This window comes from Pseudomonas sp. R1-18 (genome assembly GCF_051132095.1).
Taxonomy (GTDB): Bacteria; Pseudomonadota; Gammaproteobacteria; order Pseudomonadales; family Pseudomonadaceae; genus Aquipseudomonas.
Window position 1 is genome coordinate 721234 of record NZ_CP071658.1, and the last position, 12727, is coordinate 733960.

Consider the following 12727-nt stretch of genomic DNA (forward strand, 5'->3'; position numbering starts at 1 on the left):
ACGGTATCCCCATGACATTCGCCTCTCTCGGCCTGATCGAACCCTTGCTGCGCGCTCTCGAAGCGCTCGGCTACCAGACACCGACGCCTGTGCAGACACAAGCGATCCCTCCGGTGCTGGCTGGCCGTGACCTGATGGCTGCTGCACAGACCGGCACCGGCAAGACCGCCGGCTTCGCCTTGCCGCTGCTGCAGCGCCTGACCATGGAAGGCCCGAAAGTCGCGCCCAACTCGGTCCGCGCGCTGGTGCTGGCGCCGACCCGCGAACTGGCCGAGCAGGTCCACGAAAGTATTCGCCAGTACGCCGAACACCTGCCGCTGAGCACTTACGCGGTCTACGGTGGCGTGAGCATCAACCCGCAAATGATGAAACTGCGCAAGGGCGTTGACGTGCTGGTCGCAACGCCCGGCCGCTTGCTCGACCTGCATCGGCAGAACGCAGTTAAGTTCTCGCAGTTGCAGACGCTGATTCTCGATGAAGCCGACCGAATGCTCGATCTGGGTTTCGCCGAGGAACTGCGCGATATCTACGCGGCGCTGCCCAAGCGTCGCCAGACTCTGCTGTTCTCGGCGACGTTCTCAGACCCGATCCGTCTCTTGGCTTCGCAGATGCTCGATGATCCGTTGACCATCGAAGTCAGCCCGCGCAACGTTGCCGCTTCGACGGTTAAGCAATGGGTCGTGCCGGTCGACAAGAAGCGCAAGACCGAGCTGTTTATCCACCTGCTGAAGAAACACCGCTGGGGCCAGGTTCTGGTGTTCGCCAAGACCCGTGTTGGCGTCGATCAACTGGTCGACCGCTTGCAGGCCCTGGGCCTGAACGCCGACGGCATCCATGGCGACAAGCCGCAAGCCACGCGCCAGCGCGCGCTGGATCGCTTCAAGGCCAATGAAGTGCAGATTCTGGTAGCCACCGATGTGGCTGCTCGCGGGCTGGATATCGACGACCTGCCAACCGTGGTCAACCTTGACCTGCCAATTGTGGCCGAAGACTACGTCCATCGCATCGGCCGCACCGGCCGCGCCGGGCTGACCGGCGAAGCGATTTCGCTGGTCTGCGCGGACGAAGTGGAATTGCTCTCGGCCATCGAAGTGTTGACCCGCCAGACGCTGCAACGTCGCGAAGAACAGGATTTCGAACCCGAACACCGCGTGCCTGCAACTGACGCCAGCGGGCAGATTCTCAAGAAACCCAAGAAGCCGAAAAAGCCGAAGGTCACGGGCAGCAAGCGCAATTTGGGCAAATGGGTCGACAGCGGTGATTCCGAGCCGGACCCGGTGGTCAAGCCGGTGCGCAAGGTTCCAGTTTTCAACACCGGCCCACGCAAGAAAAAGCCCTGATCAAGCTGGGGAACGCCACGGTCGCCAGCAAGACGGATCGCCGCCCGCTGGCTCCCACAAGAACCGCAGTGCTGCACGAACTGTAGGAGCTGGCTTGCCTGCGATCTGCCGGGAACCGGCAGCAAGATGGTTCATGCGGTATAAACAAGTTCGCCAGGATTACTGCCGCTACGCGCCAGATCGTCGGATTGCCGCCCAGAGCAAGCGGATCGCCGCCCGGTCACTCCCACGCCCTGCGGGCAGAATAAAAAGCGGCCTCGCGGGCACCATGAGATTTCTATGTTTTAGGGCTACCCCTCAAACGTAGAATCTCTCACACGGTCTGATGCATGCGGCAGCTATGTGGGAGGGAGCTTGCTCGCGACGATGGCGTAGGGGTTCAGCCTCGCAACCACTCCACGACACCCAACCCCGCAGCGCGTCCGCTGGCGAAACATGCTGTCAGCAGGTAACCGCCGGTCGGCGCTTCCCAGTCGAGCATTTCGCCAGCGCAGAACACGCCCGGCAGCTGCTTGAGCATCAAGCGCTCATCCAGCGCTTCAAACGTCACGCCACCCGCCGTGCTGATGGCCTCGTCGATTGGGCGCGGCTTGACCAGCTTCAAGGGCAGCGCCTTGATGGCCAGAGCCAGACTCACCGGATCGTCGAAAGCTTCACGCGGCGTCAGCTCGCGTAGCAGCGCCGCCTTGGCGCCGTCCAGGCCCAGTTGGCTGTGCAAATGCTTGGACATCGAACGCGAACCGCGCGGTTTGCTCAGGGCCTTCTGCACATCGCTCACCGATTTGCCTGGCAGCAGGTCGATGAACACTGTCGCTACACCGTCACGATTGATCCGCTCGCGGATCTGCGCCGACAACGCGTAGACCAGGCTGCCTTCGACACCATTTTCAGTCAGAACGCATTCGCCCAGGCGCAATGTCTTCTCGTCCAGACCCATGGCGATATTTTTCAGCGGTGCTCCGGCAAACTTGCCGCGCAGCAGGTCGCTCCAGGCCGAGATCTCAAAGCCGCAGTTAGCGGCCTGCAACGCGGCCACTTGTACACCGCGCGCTTGCAGCAACGGCAGCCATGCGCCGTCGGACCCCAGACGCGCCCAACTGGCACCGCCCAGCGCCAGCAAGGTCGCGGCGGGGTCGAGCAGCAACTCGCCTTGCGGGCTGGCGATTCGCAGTTTGCCCGCAGCGTCCCAACCCAGCCAGCGGTGGCGGGTATGGATCGCCACGCCCGCTTCGCGCAGACGCTTTAGCCATGCACGCAGTAGCGGTGCGGCTTTCATATCGGTCGGGAACACCCGGCCCGAGCTGCCGATGAACGTTTCGATTCCCAGGTCATGAATCCACTGGCACAGCGCATTTGCATCAAAACCGCGCAGCAGCGGGGCGATCATCGGGGCGCGCTCGGCGTAGCGCGACAGAAAGGCAGGATACGGTTCGGAATGGGTGATGTTCATCCCGCCGACTCCGGCCAGCAGGAATTTGCGGCCTACCGAGGGCATGGCGTCGTACAGATCGACCTTGTAACCCGCCTGGCTCAGAACCTCCGCCGCCATCAAACCCGCCGGGCCGCCTCCGATTATGACGACGGATAAAGGTGCGGAGGTGATGAGGTCGGTCATGATCAGCTGCGTATCGAATGCGGGAGGGTGGCGCATTCTACCCGAGAATGATGCGCCGGCTTCGGCCGGTCACAGCCCCAGGTCCTGCCAGACCTTGTCCGCGCTGTGATGCAGAATGCCGTGGCGCCTGGCGAGCGCCTGTCGGTCCTTGCTGTAACCGCCGCCGATCACGCCCATTACTGGAATGTCACGGCCCAGACAGTGGCGCAGCACGGCTTCGTCGCGAGCCGCCAGACCCTGGTCGGTCATCCGCAGGTAGCCGAGGGCATCGTCTTTGTGAACATCCACGCCAGCGTCATACAGCACCAGGTCCGGTTTATAGAAGGGCAGCAGGTAGTTGAGCACCTCACCCACCACTTGCAGATAGCCGTCATCGCCCATTCCCATGGGCAGCGGGATGTCCCAGTCGCTTTGGGCCTTGCGGGCCGGAAAGTTCTTTTCGCAGTGCAGCGATACGGTGATGGCGTCCTCGGTGTCGGCCAGTATCCGCGCGGTGCCGTCGCCCTGGTGTACGTCACAGTCGAAGATCAGCACCTTGTCCACGCGGCCGCTCGCCAGCAGAAACCGGCTGATGATCGCCAGGTCATTGAAGATGCAGAAACCTGCCGGATAATCGTAATGCGCGTGATGGGTGCCGCCCGCCAGATGGCAGGCCAGGCCGTGTTCCAGCGCTTTCTCTGCAGTCAACAGTGAGCCGCCGACGGCGCGAATGGTCCGCCGCGCCAGGTCCTCGCTCCACGGCAGGCCGAGACGGCGCTGGTCTTCCCTGGAAAGATCGCCGCTCAGGTAACGGCTGATGTAAGAAGGGTCATGTGCCAGGGCCAGAATGTCCGCCGGGCACAACTGTGGGCGCAGCAGTTTCGCGTCGCAGGTCAGGCCGCTGTCGACCAGGTGATCGCGTAGCAGACGGAACTTGTCCATCGGGAAACGATGGTCCGGCGGAAACTCGGGGCTGTAATCGTCGTGGTAGATGAGCGGCAGGGACATTTTTCGTTCGTTCATGTGTCGAAGGCCGATAGTGACAGCATTGTCACCAGCCGCCCAGCGGGCTGCCAGATCAGTCGACTAGACTGGCGCACACTTAAGAGATGCTTTTACAACGGGGAGAATCGATGGAGCCGATACTCAAACTCGACAGCGCCCGATTGCTGATGCGGCAATGGCGCGACGATGATCTGCGGGCGTTTGCCGCCATGTGCGCGGATCCGCAGGTGATGCGTTACTTTCCAGAGCCGCTGAGCTATCTGGAAAGCGCCGCGCTGATTGGGCGGATGCGCGGCCATTTCGCCGAGCTGGGCTTTGGTTTGTGGGCGCTCGAACGCAAGGACACCGGTGACTTCATCGGTTTCACCGGCCTGAGCGTGGTGGGTTTCGACGCGCATTTCACCCCCGCCGTGGAGATCGGCTGGCGTCTGGCGCGAGAACACTGGGGGCTGGGCTTCGCCAGCGAAGCGGCCTGGACCGCGCTGCGCTGCGGCTTCGAGCGCCTGGGGCAGGATGAGATCGTGTCGTTCACTGCGGTCAGCAATGAGCCGTCACAGAAAGTCATGCAGGCGATTGGCATGCACCATGACCCCGCTGATGATTTCGATCACCCGAACCTACCGGAAGGCCATCCGCTGAGGCCTCATGTGTTGTACCGGATAAACCGCGAAGAATGGCTGACGACGCTGAAATCCTGAGTGAGTCGCCGACGTTAATTTCTGTATGATTTCCATCTGCCTTGCAGGCCCTGAATCGGGCCCTGCACAACTGTTATCGACCGCCGCCGTCCCACGCGCGAACGGGTTTTGTACGAGGAACCGTGAATGAGCCAAGTGTTGGAAGACCTGGTCGAGCTGCTGACCCTGGAAGCGATCGAAGAGAACCTGTTTCGTGGCCGCAGCCAGGATCTGGGTTTTCGCCAGCTGTTCGGCGGACAAGTGCTGGGCCAGTCACTTTCGGCCGCCAGCCAGACGGTCGAGGAAGATCGTCACGTTCATTCGCTGCATGGCTACTTTTTGCGCCCTGGCGACGCCGGTCTGCCGGTGGTCTATCAGGTTGACCGCGTGCGCGACGGCGGCAGCTTCAGCACGCGCCGGGTGACCGCTATCCAGAAGGGCAAGCCGATCTTCACCTGCAGCGCTTCGTTCCAGTACGACGAAGAGGGCTATGAGCACCAGACCTCGATGCCGGACATCGTGGGCCCGGAAAGTCTGCCCTCTGAACTGGAGCTGTTGACCCAGCGCGCGCACCTGATCCCCGAAGCGATGCGCGACAAGTTTCTGTGCCCCAAACCGATCCAGTTCCGCCCGGTGACAGCCGAAGATCCCTACAACCCCAAGCCCGGCGATCCGGTGAAATACGTGTGGTTCCGCGCTGATGGCACCCTGGCCGACACGCCCGCACTGCACAAATACCTGCTGGCTTACGCTTCGGACTTCAACCTGCTGACCACTTCGTTGTTGCCGCATGGCAAGACGGTCTGGCAGCGGGACATGCAGGTCGCCAGCCTCGACCATTCGTTGTGGTTCCACAATAATCTGCGTGCCGATGACTGGCTGCTGTATGCAATGGACAGCCCGTGGGCCGGCAATTCGCGCGGGTTCTCGCGTGGCAGCGTATTCAATCGTGCTGGTCAGCTGGTGGCGTCGGTCAGTCAGGAAGGCCTGATCCGCCACCGCAAGGACTGGGCATGACCCTCGACCAGATCCGCTACTGGGTGTTCGACATGGACGGCACCCTGACGATCCCGGTGCATGATTTTCCGGCGATCAAGCGGGCGCTGGAGATTCCGCAGGACGCCGACATCCTCGGGCATCTGGCCGGTTTGCCAGCCGAGCAGTCGATCGTCAAGCATGCTTGGCTGCTGGAGCACGAGCGTGAGCTGGCGGTTGCCTCTCGACCGGCCGAAGGCGCGGTGGAACTGGTGCGCGAGCTGGCAGCCCGTGGAATCCGTCTGGGCATCCTGACGCGCAATTCCCGGGAGCTGGCGCACATCACACTGGAGGCCATCGGTCTGGCGGACTGTTTTGAAGTACAGGACGTGCTGGGTCGTGATGAAGCGACCCCCAAGCCTCATCCGGCCGGATTGTTGAAACTCGCCAGCGCCTGGGAAGCCGAGCCCTCACAGATGGTGATGGTCGGCGATTATCGCCATGATCTGGACTGCGGACGCGCAGCCGGAGCCAGGACCGTGCTGGTCAACCTGCCGGAAAACCCCTGGCCGGAGCTGACCGACTGGCACGCAGTGGATTGCATCGCCCTGCGGCGGATGCTGGGGTAAGACTTCGGAGCGGCTATCGTGAACCTGTGGGAGCCAGCTTGCTGGCGAAGAGGCCATTCAGGACGCAGCAAATTTGTTGTCAGAGCCAAAGCCTCGCCAGCAAGCTGGCTCCCACAGGCATGTTGAACCGCGTTTGAGCTGCGCTGCGATTTTGTGGAAGGCAGCTTGCTGGCGACGAGGCCAGTTGGCCCCCACAGCCCTAGAACGCCTTGAACAACACCGCCTGGCCTTCCGGCGAAGTGAAGATGCCGTCGCCGCTGTGGCCGACGTTGGGCACGGTCACCAAGTGCTGATTCATACCCTCCGGATGGCGCTTCTCCAGGTATTTGAAGTAGTTCTGCCCACGCTGCAGACGGGACTCGCCCTGGGCTTCGGCGGCGCAGGTCTTGTCCAGTGCCGGGTGGTTGCGGTCGGTGTCCAGTTCGCCCAGCAGATACGTGATGTCACGTTTGACGTAGGCTTTTTCGATCTCCGCCGGCGTTTCCTTGCCGGAATAGAACGGCATCTTGTTCAGGCCATATTTCCACTCGTCAAAACCTGGGCAAGTCTGCGTCGAAACCGGCACCGGCCGCTGCGCATCGAAATACGCGTAGGAAGACGGGTTGGCAATCACATAACGCAGCTTCACGCCTTCACGATGGAGCAGGGCGTCTTCCTTGCCGCCGATCATCGCGTAGCGCTGCACCACTTGCGCACCACCGGAATGACCGGCAATGACGATCTCTTTCAGATTGGGAAACAGCTTGCTGTCGCTCAGGCGCTTGAGGATATGGTCCAGAACCACGAATGAACTGACTGGTTTGGGGCCCGCAGCCGGCGCGCCTTCCATCCAGCTGTCCTGATGCCAGCGCAGAATGGTTTCAGGCAGGTGATGGGCGGCGATGTCTCGCTCATCGAGAAACTGCGGCGCGATCAGCAGCGTCTTGCTGCGCTCCTTCGACTGGTTGGCTGCGCGCTCGATGCTGCGCAGGTAGGTCTGGGCATTGCGCAGCCGGCCGTGCAGCACGATCACCACCCGCTCGATGCGCGGCTTGGGATGAACCCACTCCTGGCTCAGACCCAGCGTCGCCTGGCTGCCATTGATGGCCAGACGATCCGGACTGATAGAGATAACCGCTTGATCCTCGGCACGAGCCAACGGGCTCAACAGGGCAGTGCTCAACAACAGGGCCACAAGCGGTTTGATCATGTATTCAGAGACTCTTGGCGGCGAACGTGTCGCATTGGTTGATTTGGCCTTGCGCAAAACCGGTCTTGAACCAGCGCACTCGCTGGGCAGAAGTCCCGTGAGTGAACGAGTCCGGCACGACGTGGCCGCGGCTTTGCTGCTGCAAGCGATCATCGCCTATGGCGTTGGCCGCGTTCAGCGCTTCTTCAATATCACCCGGCTCAAGCCAGTTCAAACGGTTTTGTGCGTTGTATGCCCAGACACCAGCCAGACAGTCGGCCTGCAACTCTTGCCGAACCAGCAGACCATTGTCGCCTTCCATGCGTTGTCCCGCCTGGCGCGCTGCCTGCACCTTGGCCGAAACCCCCAGCAAGGTCTGCACGTGATGGCCGACTTCATGGGCGATCACGTAGGCCTGGGCAAAGTCACCGGCAGCCGAAAAACGCTCAGCCATCTCGCGGAAAAACGCGGTATCCAGATAAACCTGCTGGTCGGCGGGGCAGTAGAACGGACCGGTCGCCGAGGTGGCAAAGCCGCAGGCCGAATTGACCTGGCCGCTGAACATCACCAGGGTTGGGTCCTTGTACTGCCGGCCATTCTGGGCAAAGACCGCGCGCCAGGTGTCTTCGGTGTCGCCCAGAATACTGCGCACGAATTCGGCCTGTTGGTCGTTGGCCGGCGGCGCCTGGCGGGTTTGCGAGCCTGCCGGTGCGGACTGTTCCGACATCTGGCCGGTGAGCTGCCCAAGAATCTGCATCGGATCCTGCCCGGTCAACAGGCCGATGGCGACGATGATGACCACACCACCCAGCCCCAGGCCTTTGCCGCCGATACGCATCCCGCCACCGCCGCTACTTTCACCACGAGCGTCGACTACGTTGTCGCTGCGACGGCCTTTTTTCCAGAGCATGTCGGATCCCTCATGTAGATCGTGCAAAAAGTGTAGCTGTAGAGGGAACGCGGGCGCATTTAGTTCGCCCTGACCGGGAAAGCGCGTCGAATCGATGCCTACCGATTTGCCGGTTCGTGGTCGGCTTTCACCGAATTGATGACGCCTGCATGGCGGATGACTGAATGCGGTGGCGGCGAGTGATCAGGCCGTAGGGCGGCAGCCGTGCCTCGAAATCGATAGGCAGCACCGCCAACAGATCGCGCTCCGGATAGTCCTCGACCACCGACAGCGGGGCGCCCCTGGAGAACGGGATAGGCGAGGGCGCGTCGCCGCTGTCGCCAGGACAGATACGCGCGCTCTGAATCGACGGGTCAGCCCGGGCGTTTGTCCAGGCTGACCGGCTCGGCCGGTGACGCGTCGGCAAAGCGGTCCACCTGGCGCAGCGTCTTGAAGCCCACCATCCATGCGCCAACCACACCCAGGGTGCAGACGCCGCCCATGATTGCCGCAGGGATTGCGCCGATCAGCGAGGCGCTGGTGCCCGCGCGGAACTCGCCCAGCTCGTTGGAAGAGCCGATGAACAGCATGTTCACCGCATTGACCCGACCGCGCATATTGTCCGGCGTGGAGAACTGCACCAGAGCCGAGCGGATATAGACGCTGACCATGTCCGCAGCGCCTGCGATCAACAACGCCAGGCATGACAGCCAGAACAGCGTCGACAGGGCGAACACCAGGTTGGCGATACCGAACACGCCGACGGCCAGAAACATGGTCATGCCTACGTTGCGATCCAGCGGACGCATGCTCAAGTACACGCCGACCGCCAGTTCGCCCAGGCTCATCGAAGCACGTAATGCGCCCAGCCCTTGCGGGCCGAGGTGCAGAACCTCATGGGCGTAGATCGGCAGCAGCGCAACGACGCCGCCGAGCAGTACGGCGAACAGGTCCAGCGAGATGGTGCCAAGGATGATCGGCCGCGAGCGAATGAAGGCAATGCCCGCCGTGAAACGCTGCCAGGCCCCGTCGCTCAGATCCACAGGCTTGCCGGCAAAGGGTGTCGGCACGCGGGCCAGCAGGACGATGCCGGCGATGAAAGCCGCAACGCAGGTCGAATAAGTCAGCTCCGCGCCGCCCAACGCATACAGCCCACCGCCGATCAGCGGCCCGGCGACCGTCGAGCAGCGCATGATGACGCTGTTGGTCGCGATGGCTGAAGCCAGCTTTTCGCGCGGGACGATCTGCGGCAGCAGGCTTTGCAGCGCCGGGCCGGTGAAGGCGCGGGCACCGCCATAAAGGACCAGCGCGCCGTAGATAAAGCGTACGTCCTGCAGATTCAGCGCCGAGAACGCCAGCAGAATGAGGCCGCAGAGCGCTTGAACACCCCAGCTCAGGCGGAGAATCAGCTTGCGGTCATAGCGGTCGATCAAATCCCCGGCGGGCATCAGCAACAGCAGCATGGGCACGAACTGCGCCAGGCCGACATAGGCCAGCGCCATCGGCTCGCGGGTCATGTCATAGACCTGCCAGGCGACGACCACAGCCTGAATCTGCATGGCAAACACCGCCAGCAGACGCGCGAAGATGAAACTGAGGAATCCAGGCTGGCCGGACAGTTTGAAGGATGAGGCGGAGGCGGAGGATTCAGAGCTCAAGACAGGATCCCATCGAAGCGGCGACTACGGGAATCGCGTTATACCGTAATGCATCGATAGGCTGCTAATTAAATAGTTCACATTTGCGGACTGTAGGAGCGCGCTTGCCCGCGACAGCGGCATTACAGGCGGCAGGTCTCTAGCGGATCTCCAAACCCTCTCGCCAGCAAGCTGGCTCCCACCAGGCCTGCGGCGTGCGCAAGCCTGTGGAAGACACGAAATTTACTGCGCTGCTACTGGCCTTCTCGCCGGCAAGCTGGCCCACCAAGCCTGCGGCGTGTGCTGAACCTGTGGGAGCCAGCTTGCTGGCGAAGAGGCCGGTACAGACCTAGCACAGTCCGTACTGGAGTCGCAGTCACGGGCAAGACGGTTCGCCGCCCGCCCGCTCCTGTCCTATGAGTTACCTTCTGACCAGCAATACCCCGGATTCCATGTGGTGGGTATACGGGAACTGGTCGAACATCGCGCAGCGTTCGATGCGGTGGGTGTCGTTCAGCTGGGCGATGTTGGCGGCCAGGGTTTCCGGGTTGCAGGAGATGTACAGGATCCGGTCGAAACGACGCGTCAGCTCGCAGGTGTCCGGGTCCATGCCGGCGCGCGGCGGGTCGACGAAGACGCTGCCAAAGTCGTAGCTCTTGAGATCCACGCCCTGCAGGCGACGGAACGGGCGAACGTCGTTGAGCGCCTGGGTCAACTCTTCCGCGGACAGGCGTACGAGCGTGACGTTGTCCACCGCGTTGTCTTCCAGATTGCTCAGCGCCGCATTGACCGAGGTCTTGCTGATCTCGGTCGCCAGGACCTTGCGTACGCGAGTCGCCAGCGGCAGGGTGAAGTTGCCATTGCCGCAGTACAGCTCCAGCAAGTCGTCGTCCCGCTCACCCAGCGCCTCGAATGCCCAGTTGAGCATCTTGCCGTTCACCGTGCCGTTGGGCTGAGTGAATGCGCCTTCCGGCTGGCGATAGCTGAAGGTGCGCCCGGCAACGTCCAGTTCCTCGGTAACGTAATCGCGGCCAAGCACCAGACGTTGTCCCTTGGAACGGCCGATCAGGCTGACATTCAATTCGGCCGCCAGCTTTTCCGCCTCCGCCTGCCAGACGTCATCCAGCGGACGGTGATAACACAGCGTAATCATTGCGTCGCCGGCGAGCGTGGTCAGGAAATCCACCTGAAACAGCTTGTGATTCAGCGTCGGGCTGGCTTCCCAGCGCTCGCGCAGTACCGGCATCAGCGCATTGATGCGCTCGCTGGCAATCGGCAGGCTTTCGAGCAGGATCGGCGTTCGGTTGTCGCCTGGGTTGAACATCGCGTAGTAGCGCTTCTGATCTTCGCGCCACAGGCGGAATTCAGCGCGCAGGCGATAGTGCTCGCGTGGCGAATCGAAGACCTGCGGCTCAGGCGCATCGAACGGCGCCAGCAGCTCGCGCAGGCGGTTGGCTTTCTCTTCGAGCTGACGGTCGTAGCTCGCGGGATCGAAAGGAACACTCATGCGTTGAACCAGCCCAGCTTGATGACGAACAGGATCGAGAGGATTACCAGCGCGGAATTCAGCTCGCGGCCACGGCCCGACAACAGCTTGATAGCCGTCCAGGCAATGAAACCGAACGCGATGCCGTTGGCGATGGAGTAGGTGAACGGCATCGCCAGTGCGGTGATGACCACCGGCGCGGCGACGGTGATGTCGTCCCAGTCGATTTCAGCCATGCCGGACGCCATCAGCACTGCCACGAACAGCAGCGCCGGCGCGGTGGCGAAAGCCGGGACGCTGCCGGCCAGTGGCGCGAAGAACAGCGCCAGCAGGAACAGGATGGCGACGACCACGGCGGTCAGACCGGTACGGCCGCCGGCACTGACGCCTGCAGCGGATTCGATGTAACTGGTGGTGGTCGAGGTGCCCAGCAGCGAACCGGCCATGGCGGCGGTACTGTCAGCGATCAGCGCGCGGCCCATCTTCGGCATGTGCCCGTCCGGGCCCATCAGGCCGGCGCGCTTGGCGACGCCGATCAAGGTGCCGGAGTTATCGAAGATATCCACGAACAGGAAGGCGAAGATGATGCTCACCAGACCGACATCCAGCGCACCCATGATGTCCAGCTGCATGAAGGTCGGCGCCAGCGAAGGCGGCATCGACACCACGCCGCCGAACGGCGTGAAGCCCAGCACGATGGAAACGATGGTCACCGCCAGGATGCCGATCAGCACGGCGCCCCGTACCTGAAGCTTGTCCAGAGCGACGATCAGGAAGAAGCCCAGGGTGGCGAGCACCGGCGCCGGCTGCTTGAGGTCGCCCAGACCAACCATGGTGGCCGGGTTGCTGACTACGATGCCAGCGTTGTGCAGGGCGATCAGCGCCAGAAACAGGCCGATACCGGCGGCAATCGCCGAGCGCAGAGGCAGGGGAATGCTGTTGATGATCCACTCGCGGATGCGGAAGATCGACAGCACGAAGAACATCACGGCGGAAATGAACACCGCACCCAGCGCCACCTGCCAGGTGTGGCCCATGTGCAGCACCACGGTGTAGGTAAAGAAGGCGTTCAGGCCCATGCCCGGTGCCAGCGCAATCGGGTAGTTGGCGATCAGGCCCATCACGGTCGAGCCAATGGCCGCGGCCAGACAGGTGGCGACGAATATCGCGCCCTTGTCCATGCCGGTTTCGCCGAGGATGCTCGGGTTGACGAACAGGATGTAGGCCATTGCCAGGAAGGTAGTGACGCCCGCGAGAATCTCGGTCCTCACATTGGTGTTGTGTGCCTTGAGTTGAAACAGCCTTTCCAGCATGTCTGGCTCTCCGT

At 62.4% G+C, this 12727-nt stretch carries 11 protein-coding genes and 1 pseudogene; 4 read left to right on the forward strand and 8 right to left on the reverse strand.

What is annotated here, in order from left to right; all coding sequences use genetic code 11:
* Positions 1-11: 11 nt before the first annotated feature.
* A complete protein-coding gene (locus J3P77_RS03325) occupies positions 12-1340 on the forward strand; it encodes a DEAD/DEAH box helicase (protein ID WP_434679553.1) in 1329 nt (442 codons plus the stop codon).
* Positions 1341-1719: 379 nt separating this feature from the next.
* Here the strand turns inward: J3P77_RS03325 and J3P77_RS03330 are convergent, their stop codons facing one another.
* Complete coding sequence (locus J3P77_RS03330) at positions 1720-2955, reverse strand: TIGR03862 family flavoprotein (RefSeq protein ID WP_434679554.1); 1236 nt, start codon at positions 2953-2955, stop codon at positions 1720-1722.
* Positions 2956-3024: 69 nt separating this feature from the next.
* Positions 3025-3942: a histone deacetylase family protein gene (locus J3P77_RS03335; RefSeq protein WP_434679555.1), complete on the reverse strand. Its 918-nt coding sequence runs from the start codon at positions 3940-3942 to the stop codon at positions 3025-3027.
* A 125-nt stretch (positions 3943-4067) separates the two neighbouring features.
* Here J3P77_RS03335 and J3P77_RS03340 point away from each other — a divergent pair, with 125 nt between their 5' ends.
* The 3 genes from J3P77_RS03340 to J3P77_RS03350 all read left to right on the forward strand — a co-directional run bounded on the left by J3P77_RS03340 (position 4068) and on the right by J3P77_RS03350 (position 6220).
* Positions 4068-4637 (forward strand): GNAT family N-acetyltransferase, encoded by a 570-nt coding sequence (locus J3P77_RS03340; RefSeq protein WP_434679556.1) that lies wholly within the window; start codon positions 4068-4070, stop codon positions 4635-4637.
* A 126-nt stretch (positions 4638-4763) separates the two neighbouring features.
* Complete coding sequence (gene tesB / locus J3P77_RS03345; RefSeq protein WP_434679558.1) at positions 4764-5633, forward strand: acyl-CoA thioesterase II; 870 nt, start codon at positions 4764-4766, stop codon at positions 5631-5633.
* Positions 5630-6220: an HAD family hydrolase gene (locus J3P77_RS03350; RefSeq protein WP_434679560.1), complete on the forward strand. Its 591-nt coding sequence runs from the start codon at positions 5630-5632 to the stop codon at positions 6218-6220. Before tesB ends, J3P77_RS03350 begins: the two co-directional genes overlap by 4 nt.
* 199 nt (positions 6221-6419) lie before the next feature.
* Here J3P77_RS03350 and J3P77_RS03355 read toward each other — a convergent pair whose 3' ends face one another.
* The 6 genes and pseudogenes from J3P77_RS03355 to J3P77_RS03380 form a co-directional block, all read right to left on the reverse strand.
* Entirely contained in the window at positions 6420-7409 is a 990-nt protein-coding gene (locus J3P77_RS03355) for an alpha/beta hydrolase (protein WP_434679561.1), read from the reverse strand.
* Between the two features lie 4 nt (positions 7410-7413).
* The gene (ypfJ, locus tag J3P77_RS03360; RefSeq protein WP_434679563.1) at positions 7414-8298 is read right to left on the reverse strand and encodes a KPN_02809 family neutral zinc metallopeptidase; all 885 of its coding nucleotides are present in this window, start codon (positions 8296-8298) and stop codon (positions 7414-7416) included.
* 98 nt (positions 8299-8396) lie between these two features.
* Positions 8397-8572: pseudogene (locus J3P77_RS03365) on the reverse strand (LysR family transcriptional regulator); the annotation flags it as partial.
* A gap of 79 nt (positions 8573-8651) precedes the next feature.
* Positions 8652-9935, reverse strand: a complete 1284-nt coding sequence (locus tag J3P77_RS03370; RefSeq protein ID WP_434679565.1) for an MFS transporter — start codon at positions 9933-9935, stop codon at positions 8652-8654.
* 400 nt (positions 9936-10335) lie between these two features.
* Complete coding sequence (gene trmA, locus J3P77_RS03375) at positions 10336-11421, reverse strand: tRNA (uridine(54)-C5)-methyltransferase TrmA (protein WP_434679567.1); 1086 nt, start codon at positions 11419-11421, stop codon at positions 10336-10338.
* Positions 11418-12713 (reverse strand): NCS2 family permease, encoded by a 1296-nt coding sequence (locus J3P77_RS03380; RefSeq protein WP_434679569.1) that lies wholly within the window; start codon positions 12711-12713, stop codon positions 11418-11420. Before J3P77_RS03380 ends, trmA begins: the two co-directional genes overlap by 4 nt.
* Positions 12714-12727: the final 14 nt, after the last annotated feature.